The 14,431-nt window shown below is 40.5% G+C and carries 14 protein-coding genes and 1 pseudogene; 5 read left to right on the top strand and 10 right to left on the bottom strand.

Annotated elements, in window-relative coordinates; translation table 11 throughout:
* Positions 1-17: 17 nt before the first annotated feature.
* Positions 18-593 carry an acyl carrier protein gene (locus tag N482_RS18275; protein ID WP_063378417.1) on the bottom strand — a complete coding sequence of 192 codons (576 nt, stop codon included), beginning with the start codon at positions 591-593 and terminating at the stop codon, positions 18-20.
* A 295-nt stretch (positions 594-888) separates the two neighbouring features.
* Between N482_RS18275 and N482_RS18270 the strand changes: the two genes are divergently transcribed.
* The 3 genes from N482_RS18270 to N482_RS18260 are packed head-to-tail and all read left to right on the top strand — an operon-like array spanning position 889 to position 3,065.
* Positions 889-1,479 carry a carboxymuconolactone decarboxylase family protein gene (locus N482_RS18270; protein ID WP_063378416.1) on the top strand — a complete coding sequence of 197 codons (591 nt, stop codon included), beginning with the start codon at positions 889-891 and terminating at the stop codon, positions 1,477-1,479.
* A gap of 10 nt (positions 1,480-1,489) precedes the next feature.
* Complete coding sequence (locus tag N482_RS18265) at positions 1,490-1,810, top strand: 2Fe-2S iron-sulfur cluster-binding protein (protein WP_063378415.1); 321 nt, start codon at positions 1,490-1,492, stop codon at positions 1,808-1,810.
* A gap of 10 nt (positions 1,811-1,820) precedes the next feature.
* On the top strand, positions 1,821-3,065 hold the full coding sequence (locus N482_RS18260; RefSeq protein WP_196765351.1) for an NAD(P)/FAD-dependent oxidoreductase: 1,245 nt from the start codon (positions 1,821-1,823) through the stop codon (positions 3,063-3,065).
* 66 nt (positions 3,066-3,131) lie between these two features.
* On the opposite strand, the gene N482_RS18255 is transcribed toward N482_RS18260, so the two are convergent.
* The 5 genes from N482_RS18255 to N482_RS18235 form a co-directional block, all read right to left on the bottom strand.
* Positions 3,132-3,947, bottom strand: a complete 816-nt coding sequence (locus N482_RS18255; RefSeq protein WP_063378413.1) for a sterol desaturase family protein — start codon at positions 3,945-3,947, stop codon at positions 3,132-3,134.
* 120 nt (positions 3,948-4,067) lie between these two features.
* Positions 4,068-7,199 carry an efflux RND transporter permease subunit gene (locus tag N482_RS18250; RefSeq protein WP_063378412.1) on the bottom strand — a complete coding sequence of 1,044 codons (3,132 nt, stop codon included), beginning with the start codon at positions 7,197-7,199 and terminating at the stop codon, positions 4,068-4,070.
* Complete coding sequence (locus N482_RS18245; protein ID WP_063378411.1) at positions 7,199-8,551, bottom strand: efflux RND transporter periplasmic adaptor subunit; 1,353 nt, start codon at positions 8,549-8,551, stop codon at positions 7,199-7,201. The genes N482_RS18250 and N482_RS18245 overlap by 1 nt, the downstream gene beginning before the upstream one ends.
* Positions 8,535-9,179, bottom strand: a complete 645-nt coding sequence (locus N482_RS18240) for a TetR/AcrR family transcriptional regulator (protein WP_063378410.1) — start codon at positions 9,177-9,179, stop codon at positions 8,535-8,537. The genes N482_RS18245 and N482_RS18240 overlap by 17 nt, the downstream gene beginning before the upstream one ends.
* A 95-nt stretch (positions 9,180-9,274) precedes the next feature.
* Positions 9,275-10,174, bottom strand: a complete 900-nt coding sequence (locus tag N482_RS18235; protein WP_063378409.1) for a sulfite exporter TauE/SafE family protein — start codon at positions 10,172-10,174, stop codon at positions 9,275-9,277.
* 533 nt (positions 10,175-10,707) lie between these two features.
* Here N482_RS18235 and N482_RS18230 point away from each other — a divergent pair.
* Entirely contained in the window at positions 10,708-11,376 is a 669-nt protein-coding gene (locus N482_RS18230) for a helix-turn-helix domain-containing protein (protein WP_063378408.1), read from the top strand.
* Positions 11,377-12,150: 774 nt separating this feature from the next.
* Here N482_RS18230 and N482_RS25750 read toward each other — a convergent pair.
* The 3 genes from N482_RS25750 to N482_RS18220 all read right to left on the bottom strand — a co-directional run bounded on the left by N482_RS25750 (position 12,151) and on the right by N482_RS18220 (position 13,057).
* A complete protein-coding gene (locus N482_RS25750; protein ID WP_231100892.1) occupies positions 12,151-12,303 on the bottom strand; it encodes a hypothetical protein in 153 nt (50 codons plus the stop codon).
* Positions 12,296-12,577, bottom strand: a complete 282-nt coding sequence (locus tag N482_RS25745) for a hypothetical protein (RefSeq protein ID WP_231100891.1) — start codon at positions 12,575-12,577, stop codon at positions 12,296-12,298. The genes N482_RS25750 and N482_RS25745 overlap by 8 nt, the downstream gene beginning before the upstream one ends.
* A 180-nt stretch (positions 12,578-12,757) precedes the next feature.
* A complete protein-coding gene (locus N482_RS18220; RefSeq protein WP_063378407.1) occupies positions 12,758-13,057 on the bottom strand; it encodes a DUF3088 family protein in 300 nt (99 codons plus the stop codon).
* 700 nt (positions 13,058-13,757) lie between these two features.
* On the opposite strand from N482_RS18220, the gene N482_RS18215 reads away from it, so the two are divergent.
* Positions 13,758-14,135: a hypothetical protein gene (locus N482_RS18215; RefSeq protein WP_063378406.1), complete on the top strand. Its 378-nt coding sequence runs from the start codon at positions 13,758-13,760 to the stop codon at positions 14,133-14,135.
* A gap of 128 nt (positions 14,136-14,263) precedes the next feature.
* Here N482_RS18215 and N482_RS24970 read toward each other — a convergent pair.
* A pseudogene (locus N482_RS24970) lies at positions 14,264-14,371 on the bottom strand (hypothetical protein); the annotation flags it as partial.
* Positions 14,372-14,431 lie beyond the last annotated feature (60 nt).

Here is a 14,431-nt window from a genome sequence, read left to right as displayed (position 1 = left end):
TGTAGTTAGCTAGACGCTTACTTTTCTTCAAGTGTTTCAAGGTATTGCAAAGTGTATTCAACATGATCGACATATGAAGGAGAGTCGTTTTCACTCTCGCTCAAACCAAAACCCGCTAAGTCTAATGCAACCGCGTTATGACGACCTTGCACTGAGCGGAGTGTCGAAGACCACGACGTTGAAGGATTACCTAGTGCTGGTAACAAAATCCATAAAGGCCCATCTCCTTTTACACGCAGTGTATGCTGCTTAAACCCGGCGCCTGCGGCAACCAATTCGCTTTTAATGCCATAGCTTTCTTGTAACTTAACAAGGCGGTCAAGCTCAGAGCAGGCTTCTTCAGATTCAATCTGTTCTTCTGCACTCAGTGCTTTAATAAGCGCACACAATGTTTCAATATTTTCGAAATGTACTGGCGTGATGTCATGCTCTGGAATTTTAGCGCCATAACGCTGATCAACATGAGCAAGTAATCTCACCATAGATAGAGAATTCAAAATCCCCAACTCTAGTAGTGGTGTGTGCTGGTCCAGATCCGGGGCAGCCCCTTCCAGTAAGTCTTGATTTATAAATTCAATAAGTTCTTCAATCATCCTAGTTTCCTATCTAGTCTGGCAATATTGTTGACCCTCAAACAACGCTCAAAACCAAGTCGGTTTTGCGTTTCATCAGGCTAGTTTTCTGTCCGCATTCACCGATTAGACATGTATTAGAAATATCTGAGGTGAGATGCAATCGCGTTTCGTTCGCCTAAAAAAACCTTACCGCTATCGAGGTTTTTTCAACATAGCCCCTGTGGACTATCCCATTGGTCCAAACGGACTATAGGCATCTGCGTGTAAAAAATTTACTTTATTGAGAACTTTCACCAAGTCAGGAAACAAGGAAATGAAGCAGGGTAAAAACCATCTAGTCACACCGGTAGAGAGAGAGTCAACGCCTCATTTGGAACCAATTTATCAGGCGATAGAAAATAATCTTGGCTTTATTCCTAACGGCATATTGACTATGGCTAAAAATCCGATGTTAGCGCAGGCCTTTGGGCAAATGTTTGGATGTTTAAGTAAGTTTGAGCACATCAACAATGAGTTGAAATGGGCCATTGCCACAATCAGCAGTAATGCAGCAGGTTGCCAATACTGCCAGGGGCACTTTTCTCATATTGCCAGCAGAGTAAACGTCAACAGAGCCAAAGTGTTGGCAGCGTTTGAGTTCGAAACCAACGTGTTATACGACGATGCTGAACGTGCCGCGCTAAGATTTGCATTTGCATGTAGTACGGCTCCGGCACACCTAGAAAAAACGCACTATGAAGAATTAGGACAGCACTACTCTGAAGCAGCTGTAATTGAAATCGCAGCTGTTGTTGCCATTTGTGGATTTTTGAATCGATGGAATACCGCGATGGATAGTCAGCTAGAGGCCGATCCCGCAGCCATTTTGGATGAGATTAATCAAATTACTAAGTTCACAGTATAAGGACACCACTATGCCTGAGATTACATTCGTTGATTTTGCTGGAAATGAAACCAAGGTAGATGTACCAAGTGGTACCTCTTTGATGCAAGCTGCCATGGAAAATATGGTCGAGGGCATTGAAGCAGAGTGTGGTGGTTCTGGTAGCTGTGCCACCTGCCACTGCTATTTGACCAGCGATTGGCAAGGGAAAATCGCAGATCCAGATAACAATGAAAGCGATATGCTAGAGATGGTTACTGAACCAAAAGATTTGAGCAGATTAAGCTGTCAAGTGTTGGTATCTGATGATCACCATGGATTGCACGTTCATTTACCAGAATCTCAATACTAAGGAAGATGCTATGAAAAGGTGTGTCATTATCGGGGGCGGCCATGCTGGTGCTCAAGCGTGCATTAGTCTACGCAAAGAAGGATGGACAGGACAGATCATGCTGATCACCGATGAAGACAGCCTGCCCTATCACCGCCCGCCTTTGTCTAAAACCTATTTACAAAACCAAGTTACAGCCGAACAGCTTTTAATTAGACCCGAGGCAGCGTATCTCAAGGATGAGATCGACGTTAAACTCAACACACGAGTCGATAAAATAGAGCCCGAGATTCAAAGTATTCAATTGCAAAATGGGGAACATATTAGCTACGACAAATTACTCATTTGCACAGGCAGCAGAGCGCGTAAAGCAGACTGCATGGGTGCAGAGTTAGATAATGTCTTTTACATTAAAACGCTCAACGATATAGAACGGTTATCGGCCACATTGAAACTTGCTGACCTTGAAATATCTCGCCGTATAGTGATGGTCGGTGGCGGTTATATTGGGCTCGAAACTGCCTCGGTATTAAAGAAAATGGGTCACGATGTTACCATCATTGAGCGAGAATCTAGATTACTGGCCAGGGTAACTGCGCATAGTATTTCTGCTTTTTATCATAAACTGCACAAAAGCAATGGGATTAAAATATTTACTGACACTAATGTCGTCGCATTTCAAGGCAAAGATACTGTCAGTACAGTGCTTTGCGAAGACAAAGTTATTCCTGCTGACATCGTCATTGTAGGTATTGGCGCTCAGACAAATACGGAGCTTGCACAAAGTGCAGGGCTACTTGTTGAAAACGGCGGCATTGTTGTAAATGAACTTTGCCAAACAACAGACGTTAACATTTATGCAGCTGGTGATTGCACGATTGGCATTGAGCATCACAGCGGCCTTGCTACACGAATTGAGTCGGTGCCAAACGCCTTAGAACAAGCCAAAGCGGCCGCTGCCACAATTTGTGGCAAGCACAAACCGAGCACCGCTGTGCCATGGTTTTGGTCAGATCAGTTTGACTGCAAAATTCAAATTGCAGGCCTCAACACCGGCTATGATGAAACTCTATTAAGGCAAACCGATGCTCATACCTTGTCTCTATGGTACCTAAAACAAGGTAGAGTGATAGCCGCTGATTGCATTAACTCAGCGAAAGACTTTATGGCCGCCAAAAAAATCATCGCTCAAAAAATTCATGTCCCCAAAGAAACCATAACCAATTTAAGCATTGATTTATTTAAAGAATTAGCAAGGTTGACGCAGCCTAGTTAACTCACTCACATATAAAGTACGCACCCCAAGCGTGAAACCTAAAAGAAGCCCGTTAAGGGCTCTTTTTTATTCTTTTGCAGGCCTTTTACGACAATAGACACGCAGATTAAAAGGGTGAAGCAGTTCACCAATGAATGTTTTGCTGTAGCCGTCACGCACGCCTAAACTTGTGTGACACGGCCCAGGCACCCGGTATGTACCAAACGCTCTATCAAACACTGAAAAAACAGTCGCAAAATTTGTTTGGTAAGCCTCTCGGTCTGTTGCATGATGCCAGCGATGCATCGTTGGAGATACAAACAGTACACTCCACTTCCCATAAGTCCATGGGATGTCTGCATGAATAAAGTAGCCATAGTAGTTACGGATCATGTTATTGGCTACAATGGCAAATGGTGGGACACCCATTATAATCAAAAATGATGTGTCTATGATAAATGTAGTCAAGAAGTTGAGTGGGTGAAACCGTTGCAATGTTAACCAAGTCATATGCTCGTCCGTATGATGAACACGATGAAGCGGCCATAAAAACCTCGAGTGTTCAAATCGGTGACGCCAATAGCCAATAAAGTCCCCCAAAAAAACAGCAATAAATATAGCAACGGGTTGCGGTAATTCATACCAAAGACTTCTATCGACGATGCTCAATTGATAGCCATACAAATAGGTTAATATTACTGACATCACGGGCGTTAAAAGAAGTAAATTGACACTCATAAGAGAAAAGTTAAAAGCGCTCCCTGTGAGCGCTGATTTTGCCTGTTTATATACCTCTTTACCCTTTAAGAGGTAAGCTAATAAAACAAAAAATGCAGCAATCGCAATTAGATTGTTAAATGCGGTAAGAACTTGTCTTGCTCCGGCCTCTAATACTTCCAGCATAATTTGGGGCTGACCTTAATATTCGCTAATCCCATTGTTTTACCAATAAAAAAAGGTGCTTACAAGCACCTTTTGTTTAAGCGTAATAATCATCCGTGCTAACGGTAGCACGGATGATTATTACGCATGTACCGATTTATGGGAAGTATGAGACTTGGCGACACCCAAATCTTCCAATATGCTGTATAAACATGGTAATACGAGTAAAACCAAACACGTTGAGGTCATAATTCCAAACACAATACTGGTAGCCAAAGGGATTAGGATTTGCGCCTGCAGACTCGTTTCGAACAACAAAGGTGTCATACCTGCAATCGTTGTTATAGATGTCAAAACAACCGCTCTAAACCGATCATGACTCGCCTGAGCTGCTGCCTCATGTACACTCATGCCCTGCTTCACACGACTCTTCACAAACTGCACCAACAGGATTGAGTCGTTTACAACAATCCCTGCTAAGGAGATAAAACCCATTAAGGAAGGCATAGAAAAATTGATGCCCATTATGAAGTGTCCCCATATTACACCTATCATCGCCAAAGGAATTGAGACCATTACAATGAGTGGCTCTATGTAGCTATGAAACTGTAGAGCGAGCAACAAGAAAATCCCAATCATGCCCATTAACATAGCACGTCGCATTGAGGCTTGCGTGATACCTGCATTTTTCACTTCACCTTCGATGGTATACGTCACATCAGGGTAACGTGTTTGTAAATCATGCAAAAATCGTTTTTTCAAATCCCCAACTACAGCGCTTGCTGTGTTCAACTCACTGTCAACGTCAGCATAGACAGATACACTCATTAGGTTGTCCACACGATTAATAACCGCAAATCCCCTAGTTTGTTCAATATTAACCAAAGCAGACAAAGGTATCGCTATGCGTGAAGATGGATGAATAATTGGGAAGTTATCAAAGTCACTATATTCATCTAAACTTTCGTCGCTTAATTTTACGGTAACTTCATAGTCCTCCAGCCCTACATGCGTCTCGAGTAATTTTGTTCCTTGGAATGCTGGACGAAGCTGATTTGCAATGGTTGCCGAATTAACGCCTAAATCTAATGTCCCAGGTTTAAGCGTCAAGGTGTATTCAGGTTTTCCGGGCCTCAAATTATCAGTGATATTCTGTACCCCCTCATAGCCCTTTAGCCAATTTTTAAGTTCATACGCTGCATGCGTTAACTGGTCGACATCATCTCCTTTTAACCTGACGTCTACTGCCCGACCTTGTGGTCCCAACTTCGGCTCTTTGAAAGACAAAGTTAACACCTCTGGTAAAGAGCCTAACTCTTCTCGCCACGTATCTGAAAACGCCTGAATGGTAGTATTGCGCTGCTCAGCACTTAACAGGTCCACGGATATATAGGCTAAATTGGCGCCTTGATCTTGATAATCTGGGTTTTCACCATACGTAATTGTCATGGCTTTTACTAATTCAGTGTCCTCATTTTGACTCAATTTTTCATTCGCACGCTTGAGTGCACTCTCTATTCTTTCCATCGTTTGTTGTGTCACTTGAAACGGAGTACCATTTGGCATCAACAAACGACCTTGCAAAACATCCCCATCAATATCGGGGAATGCCGTGAACTTTAAAGTCCCTGAAATAAGCATACTCAGTGAGAATAAAAAACAAGCAACCACAGAACCTATTACTAAATACCTGTGTTTTATTAGCTTATGATTCAGCGTTAAGACTTGGTCATTCCAGCGACGAAACTTCACCTCAAACTTCGCTCTAATTGCCCCCACTTTTACACTAAATGGCGTTTCTTTAGATTTAGTTTGTAAGGCATGTGATAAATGGTTAGGCAATATAAGAAATGCCTCAATGAGTGAAACTGTAATAACTGAAATTAATACGATTGGAATAACTTTGAGGATTTGACCTAAATTACCTTCAATAAACACCAGTCCTACAAAGATACATAAGGTCGTTACAAATGATGAAAACACACCCGGTAGCACCACTAACGTGCCTTGTAATACAGCATCTCTAATTTCTAAGCCTTGTTCAACCTTTGTACCAATAGATTCTGCAATAACAATCGCATCATCCATTAATATGCCAAGCGCAAGTAATAAGGCAACCATAGAAAGCATATTGATTGAGATACCAAAATGCAGCATCAGAAAGAAGCTAGCCAAAAACGAAACTGGTAACCCCATTACAACCCAAAACGCATATCGAAACGAAAAAAACAGCCACATTACGCCAAAGACTAACAATAAGCCCTGCCATGCATTACTAATTAGTAACGAAATCCTATCTTTTACCAAGCTCGTATTATCACTGGTAAGTGTAAGTAAGACAGTATCAGGCAGAGTTAGCTTAACTTGCTCAATAACTTCCTCTGTCGCTTGTAACACACGTAGGCTATCATCGACCGAGTTTTTCTTTATTGTCAAAATAGCCGCTTGTTGATCGTTATAAAATATCCGTTTTTCATCTTTCTCAAAGGTATCTTTTACCTCGCCAAGATCGGCGATAGTTACATCATTGCCTTGTGAGCCATAGGATACCACCAAGCTAGATAAACTCTCAGCGTCTCTGCGCTCATCCATCATTCGAATTTGTGTATCCGAATAAGGTGTTTTCAATGTCCCTAGGGGAAGCTCCACATTTTGGCTAGTTACTCGGTTTCCAAGCTCTTGTACACTGATTTCGTGTTGTCTCAGCATGTTTTGAGAGGCTGTGACACGCAATTGGTGCTTAGAAAAATCACTGATTTCGACGATTGGAATTTCGGGGTGTCTAAGTAAATTTTGCTTCACCTTTTCTGCAAGGGCCTTTAAATCGACTCTGGATAAAGAGCCATTTTTAGCCGCTAACGCAACACTTACTACATCCTGAGTTCTGCCGCGTTCATTAATAGTCCACTGCTCTACTTGCGCGGGGAAGTCATCAATTGTGTCGATGGCATTTTTAACATCCGTTGTAAACTGCTCAAAATCACCGTGCTCAAACATTTTAACCGTCATTTGTCCCAGGTTTTGCCTTGCAACACAATGCTTTTCTTCCATAAAACTAATACCATCCAAGGCGCTTTCTAGGCTTAAACAAATTTTTTGCTCAACATTTTCCGGTGTTGCGCCAGGGTAAGGCACAACAATATCAATTTGATAGGTTTCAATCTGTGGGAGTGTTTCCCTTTTAATTTGGGGTAAACTAAAGATACCAATTGCGAGAAACAAGACCATCAATATATTTGCAGCTGTCGGGTGAGCAATAAAAAACCTAATCATTAGTGTAACTCCTTGCCATTCGCAGTGCTCAGCTGCGTTGGAGCCTCAGATAGATTAAGTAACGTCCCCTCTATAGCGGGAAACAAATCCGTGGTAACTAATTTTGCGCCTTCTAAGTTGCTGCGCTGAAGTAAAAAGCTATCCTCTTGCTTTATCGAACCTGTAAGGTCTACTTTTCTCAACTGGTTATTGTCATCCGCAATCAGTGCATAGCGGCCTCTGACTGTATGCCTCGGAATAACAACAAAGTTTTGTGCTGCGGCTGTTAAAGAAACTTTTGCTCGCATACCTGCAATTAACGGTGGCCTTTCACCGAGCTTTATCTTTTCATAGCTGTTTTGGATAGCGACCACAACCCCGATTGTTTGGCTCTGGGGGTCAATTTCGTCACTTAAGCGTTCTATATTTGCCTGCCAAGTGGTACCGCTTTGGGATAATATTTCAACAGATGCTGCCAGCTCTTGAGCTTTTAGGTAGGACGCCATACCATCACTAGAAATATTCTCTATATTGGGCCTTTGTTTGAAAAAACCTGAGAATTGATTGAATGTACTATATGTAAATTGGGCATTGATTAATACTTTCTCCACATCACTTGCACTAAATAGTGCCGCACCTTTTGTCACAAGCTGTGATCGCTCAACATCCACCTTATGAATACGGCCAGTAAAGGGTAAACGAATTTCAGTTCGCTTAATATCCAACTCGGCCTTATTGACGTCTGCTTCTGCTTTATTAACTTGCGCTTGTAGGGCCTTAATCTCGAGCGGTATCAATCGTTTTTGATTCAAATACCGTTGCAGGTCTTGCTGCTGGACCAGCACACTTTGCTGCGCTCTATCTAATTCAGTTTGTGACACACTTGATTTTTCGAATAACTTCTCCGTACGTTTAAACTCCGACTCAGCAATGCCGAGTTTGTGTTCGCTAAGCCTGATATCTAATTTATTATTTTCTTGGGCAGTGCGCTTGGCTGCTAAATCAACTTGCGCTGCGGCTAAGTTAGCTTCTGCTTTAGCCAGCTGTAACAGGTAGTCACTATCATCGATTTTTATCAACAGCGTCTCTGCCTTAAAAATCTCCCCTTTTTTTAGTACTGGATGTATGTAAGTAACAGTACCTGTGACTTCAGCAAGACTGTTTAATTGAATGTTAGGTTTAACTTTGCCGTACCCCGTGATTTTTGGGCGTACAAATTGTTGAGTTAATACTTGATATTGAGCAGGCTGCCCAGCTTGCTCAACATTGCCATGTTTAATTGAAGATTTCAGCTTAACAACCAATATCACCAATACAATGCCCACTACTATCGCAATTGGCAGGTTTTTTCTTGCACTAAAATTCCACCTCATTGATATCACTCTCCTTAAGTCCTAATACAAATCGCTGGTATAAATCCTTTGTCCATTGCTCACCTTGAATTTCGGTGTCGTCAATTCCCCAAGCTTGTTGTCTTAGTGTTTTTAAAATATAAGGAGAGACCAACAACGTAATGAGCTGAAAAGCGGCTAGTTTAGCTTTTCTTAAATCTTCTATTCCCGTTTCTTGCTGAATAAACTGAGGCAAAAACTTAGAAACACGTGCAGGAAAGGCTTTCATGAAAGCTTGTGCAAGAGGTGTTGTTTTATTCAGTACTTCTTCACTCAGTAAGTGAACAAAGCCAGGGTGAGTATGAAGAATCTCTGCAAAGCGACAAATAAACAAATAGAGTGGCTTTTTATGCTCACCTAGATTTTCAAACTGAGCAAAGTGCTCATCTGCTAATGATTGTATCAACTGAACAAAGAGGTTTTCTTTGCCTCCAAAATAATACTTTATCATCGCCGAATTGATACCCGCTTCTCCCGCAATGTCCCGAATTGTTATTTGACTATATGACTTTAAATTTAATAGTTCTTTTGCAGCCAGTATCAATTTTGCACGCTGCTCCGCTTGCTTCACCTCACATACTGGCCTGCCTCTTGTGACTTTTGTTGTCATACCTTACTCCAACACCCTTTTTATTTCTTTAATCACGTAGTTAATTAAATAAAAAGATTAAACCACAGTCAACAAATGTTTAACCTTTAATCAGATTAAATTGCAGCGCCCTGATACCAAAGCTCATAGCTGGTAAATGAAACTTCCAGCAAAATCAGCAAGAGTAAGAAACTTACGAGTTGACCTACTTTCACCTTTGAGCAAACATACGCACCTAGAGGTGCACCTACAACGACAATTGGAATTGCAGCGAGTAAGTAGCTTTCTATTTGCGGAGTAATTGCATTTAAATGCCAAGCATTTATCGCGCTTCCGACTAACGAAGTGAATGCCATAACCACAACAGAAGTGGCCGTCGCCTTTTTAATATCTGCATTATAGGCAATCACTAATAGCGCAAATAATGCGATATCCGACCCTGACCCCACTAATCCACTTGCAATACCGCCGCAAAACGCAACCAGCATAAATCGCACTTTACTTGGATTAATACGCTGAGCACTCTCTTGATGATGTGCTTTTCTCCACCAGCGCAGCAACATAGTCACCGCAAAACATAGCAGCAAAAAACTGAAAATGGACTTCACCACCAACCTTGGTGATAAAGGCGCTATATATATTAGGCTGATTGCTACACCTAAAGCAGACATAGGCAATGCCAATAAGACTAGGTTTGTATATATTGGTATGCGTCGGCATAGTATTGTTATCGTCGCAGCTGTCATACCAAAACTTTGTATTGCCAACGAAAATACTTTGGCGGTGCTAGGCTCGATGTGTAGGACTTTTGTCATGACAGGGAATGCCACCGCACCTCCTCCTAATGCCGTACCACCAGCAACAAATGACCCAAGTGCCATGGTGGCTGCAATTTCGACTTCCTGCAGGATTTGCAATAAAGCGCTTGAAAACCCTTGCATCCAAATCAACGCAGCATAGATAAAAAGCGTGAAGTATAAAGGCCATGTCGTTGGCTTTCTTAGTTTATCAATCATGGTATTTCTCAGTCCCTGCTACGATTGCGAGCATTCTAACAAAAGGAAAATATCGATGCGAATAGTCTTTTAGGACCATAGCTGTTTCACTCCTTGTCTTAAAATTGACCGTTATACGAAACGTAAAAAATAACCGATCAATTCATTTGATTGTCAATTGCGAACTTTTTTCTCATTTTTTTGATTTAGATCAACTTGACTTTTTTTCATGAAAAGTCCAGATACTCGCAAACCATTGCTATATCCATTAAAAACAATCAGATAGTGGAAATAACTTATTCCCCAAAAAGAAGAAATTAAGGGTGTATAAATATTTTTATACAGCTTAAAAAGCGTAAAAGAACATTTTTTTAAACTTTTACACTTATTTAAAACACAATTCCTTCACTTTTCGTTGATATCAATTCTCCGTTCATGTTTAATTAATCGTGCGATTAATTAAATGGAAGACCGTCAAAACAAGATCGGATAAGATCCATAGAAGCGATTAACCGATGTGCCTTTTGAGATCGTATTTATAAAGGAGAATGCATATGTTTTTGGGTTGCACTAAAGAATTGTCTAGCGTATTAAAAGCAATCGAATTGTTGAAAACATCGATTTTTGAACATTCACTAGATGGAACAATATTTCAAGAAGCGATGTCCTTCGCTGAGTCAGGTGAACTTTATTTAGCACTAATAGATAAAACGAGCTTAGAAGTTAAAACCGAATACTTACGTTCATTTCCAGAGCATTTCAAGGAAGATTTATTGACAATTGCGAAACTTAAGAAATTTAAAAACCTAAATTTACTAAAAAGTCTATGTAAAGACAGAAACCCATTGTCCGACGTAACCGTCTATGATTTAGACAACCCCAACTCTAAATATTTGACACTGGTAGCTTTTAACAATAAGCGCTCAAATCGCAGCGCACCTGCTTCCTATTTAATTGAACTTATATTACCTTACCTGCATAAAGCACTCATTTCGCGTTATCAATCAGATAAAACTAGCCGTTCGCCAATTAAATCTCTCACCTGTCGTGAGAAAGAAGTATTGGATTGGATTTCATCCGGTAAAACAAATGGTGAAATCGGTATGATCCTTGGTATTAGTCAGTACACGGTAAAAAACCATGTTGCAAAAATTCTTGAAAAGCTGAATGCGCCTAACCGCTCTTCGGCTATGGCACTGAGTAAAGAACTTGGCCACAGATGATTATGTTTGCCTAGGAGCATGAAAATACTCATGTTGCATCCAATACATCTAGTCTATATATGTATTTTAAGACGCTTTAAGGTTTGAATCATTATGCTATAACTTAATATCGTGTGATTCAGACCACGCTCGCTGTAATTCCAGTATCCTCAAAGCTGGTCGGCCAAAATCAGTTAACTCGTAAGTAACTGCAACGAGCCGGTCACTAATCACCATCTGGCTAAGTTAGCGAACTTTGTTGATCTACTATAATTATAGTTACATCAATTCTCCTTTTGAGGGGCCCAACATGAACGCTACATAATTTTCTATTTTAAAACAATCAATTAGCCAATTCTCTCCAAATCAGAGGAAGCAATCAAAGAAGCTATGCAACCGGACCGAATTGATAAACACAGCCATGATGAGCGAGGATGAACACCTCCGCCCAAAGGGTATGAAAATGACTTTGACTAAGCACTATTAAATACCTGAGTAGTCTAGTCTTTCTATTCTTGAAGTGTTGTGTAGATACAAACATTTGAAAAATGGAAATGTTCTTCGGAAGGCGTTCCATACCGATTGCTATTTAAATCCGGTATGGCTCCTATGGTTACTTTCATCTATCAACTTGCACGACCGGTCAATCGGTTTTGTAATATTGATCTTACCACTGACAGCAGGAAAATTATGTAAAGTCGAGTAGATACACACCCAGTTAAATTAAACTAAAGTCCCCTCAAACTCTGCACACAATTCACCCCAAATCATTGAGGTTATGGCCGGCCTAAACCATTACAATTCGTTATCAAGTATATAACCTAAAACCACGCTATTTTGCCTTCCACTGCTACGTTTATCTGGGTCATGGAAAGTCTCATAAATTGTAAAACCGGCATTTTTCATCATGCCTGCAGATGCCAAATTTTCTTCATGGCGTTCAATCAAGACAGACTTCGAGTTTAAAGACTTTGCTTTGTGTATACACTCCCTGAGTAGTTGAGAGGCAACCCCCCATTCCTGAGTGTTTTTTTGATACAACAACGTCTCCGATAAATGATGCTTCCGCAGCTCGAGCATATTTCTCTATATAACTTGGTGCATCAACACCTGAAATAAGAATGGCCAACCCAACTATTTGGTTTTGGTAAATTGACACTGTGGCATGGGCGCTTCCACTCTCGACCAGTTGCAATTCGGCGTCGACTCCCTCTTCGGTCAAGTAATTCCACTCATTAGGACCATATTTCCATAGTAGTTATTTTAATTCTCCAACCTCTGTGGTTTTCGCCAATCTATAACTAATCATCAGTAATTACTCCTTTATTAAACACGCATCAGCTCTACCTTCAGCTCGATGTCATTTACATGATAGCTACCAGGCTTATGATATTAACGAGCACTACGGACGAGCAGCAGCTCCACCATATTGTTCAGCGAGATAATTAATAATTTCAACAGGTTCAGTAATTGTGTCACCGCTTTCTAAAACTAGTACCGGCAGCCATTGCTTCTCTGCTCCTAACAACTCTACGAGTACCTTACGTGGGCGTTCAAACTCAAGGCGCTGGATATCGACTTTCTTATGCCAATGTGTATTAACAGATAAGGCACCTTCAATCATTGCGCAATGAGAGCATATCCACATTTTCCCAGGTCCGTCTTCAAACGGCATTTTTAAAATAAAGAGCTTTGGTTTCATATTTATATCATTCCAAAATGCAATTACACACTGGATATAATGCAATAACACTAACTATTTTTATTAAAATAGCTATCTACTTATAAATTAGATGCCCAATATACATTGAAAATGAACGCAATGCATTTTTATGCCATAACCGGTTTGAATACCTATGCATCAGATACCTCTAAGACCTGCCTTTAATGTATAGAAAACACTGACAAAGGTGTAGGCCACAATTCTGTAGTAAAGCGCATGGAGCAACGCTGCATATGGTAACAAACATAAATTATTCCACCTATTAGTATCAAAGTTTCAACTCAAAAAGCGCGCTATGACATGCTAATTTTAATATCACGTACTCTTGAAATTAAAAAATGAATATATTCATTGGAATTACTGACGCTAGTACCGATTAAAAACAAACCGGAACACTAAAGCTCAACCGTTACTAATGCAGAAACAAGATAGAAATAAAGAAAAATCAATCTATAATAATCAAGAAATTAATAAACTATAAAACCTCGCCCTAAAATTCAAGCAATAAAATAAAAAAACAAACATTTATGTTACCAAGTTATAACCTAACTATAACTATGGCAATCATAAAAAATTCCCTGATATTTTGCATTGACTACTTTAACTTTCCTTTATTAAATTGTTATTGCGCTCTACTGAAAGGCGCGATAATAAAATTGTTAAAAGACAAGGACAAAATATGAAGACAACAATAAAAGCACTTACACTAATTGCCAGTACGGTTTTTGCGGGTCAAGCATTCTCTGCTGAGCTAGTGTGTGCAGTATATGCAAAAAGTGGTGGCAGCTCTTGGGGTAATGGCACAGCAAATTGTGAGGCTTTCGATTATTCTTTCGGCAACTCTACTGGAGGTCGCTTTTACCTAAAAAATGTGACCAAACCTGTTCAAGAGGTAAGGTGGAGCGGTTCTGCTAGATGTGGCACCACAACAAGCACAAGTTGTAACGCAACAATTCGTGCTTACGGCGCTAACAGCGCCACTGCCACTATTTTGTATAAAGATGGCACATGGGAATCAACGAATGCCGCTACAGCCTATTATGAAACAGGCCACTAGACTAAACTAGTTAACAAACTCAGCACCAGATGTAAGTTGTAGGTGCTGCATCTAACCAGCTTTCTTTAAAGAGCACATTTGAATGTGCTCAATTTAGATAGCGTCCACTTCTGTTCTGCACAACTAAATCAGGACACTTTTCTTAAGGAGCTTTGCTCATAACCTACTGGCAACAGACCACCATTAGCAGTATGAAGCCTTTCTAAGTTGTAATAGCGCATGTACGTTGTCACATCATTGGCAGCATTAGTAATACCAATTTCATTAAATTTTGCTCATTAAATTTCTGATCTAAT

This window comes from Pseudoalteromonas luteoviolacea NCIMB 1942, from assembly GCF_001625595.1.
In the GTDB taxonomy this organism is placed as follows: domain Bacteria; phylum Pseudomonadota; class Gammaproteobacteria; order Enterobacterales; family Alteromonadaceae; genus Pseudoalteromonas; species Pseudoalteromonas luteoviolacea_A.
This window is presented reverse-complemented; position numbering and strand designations above follow the sequence as displayed.

Excerpts from the sequence above, each read along its gene's own strand:
- N482_RS18275 (WP_063378417.1), bottom strand. The coding sequence starts at position 593 with ATGATTGAAGAACTTATTGAATTTATAAATCAAGACTTACTGGAAGGG.
- N482_RS18215 (WP_063378406.1), top strand. The coding sequence starts at position 13,758 with ATGAAGACAACAATAAAAGCACTTACACTAATTGCCAGTACGGTTTTT.
- N482_RS18255 (WP_063378413.1), bottom strand. The coding sequence starts at position 3,947 with ATGCTGGAAGTATTAGAGGCCGGAGCAAGACAAGTTCTTACCGCATTT.
- N482_RS18235 (WP_063378409.1), bottom strand. The coding sequence starts at position 10,174 with ATGATTGATAAACTAAGAAAGCCAACGACATGGCCTTTATACTTCACG.
- N482_RS18270 (WP_063378416.1), top strand. The coding sequence starts at position 889 with ATGAAGCAGGGTAAAAACCATCTAGTCACACCGGTAGAGAGAGAGTCA.
- N482_RS18260 (WP_196765351.1), top strand. The coding sequence starts at position 1,821 with ATGAAAAGGTGTGTCATTATCGGGGGCGGCCATGCTGGTGCTCAAGCG.
- N482_RS18265 (WP_063378415.1), top strand. The coding sequence starts at position 1,490 with ATGCCTGAGATTACATTCGTTGATTTTGCTGGAAATGAAACCAAGGTA.
- N482_RS18220 (WP_063378407.1), bottom strand. The coding sequence starts at position 13,057 with ATGAAACCAAAGCTCTTTATTTTAAAAATGCCGTTTGAAGACGGACCT.
- N482_RS18240 (WP_063378410.1), bottom strand. The coding sequence starts at position 9,179 with ATGACAACAAAAGTCACAAGAGGCAGGCCAGTATGTGAGGTGAAGCAA.
- N482_RS18230 (WP_063378408.1), top strand. The coding sequence starts at position 10,708 with ATGTTTTTGGGTTGCACTAAAGAATTGTCTAGCGTATTAAAAGCAATC.
- N482_RS18245 (WP_063378411.1), bottom strand. The coding sequence starts at position 8,551 with ATGAGGTGGAATTTTAGTGCAAGAAAAAACCTGCCAATTGCGATAGTA.
- N482_RS18250 (WP_063378412.1), bottom strand. The coding sequence starts at position 7,199 with ATGATTAGGTTTTTTATTGCTCACCCGACAGCTGCAAATATATTGATG.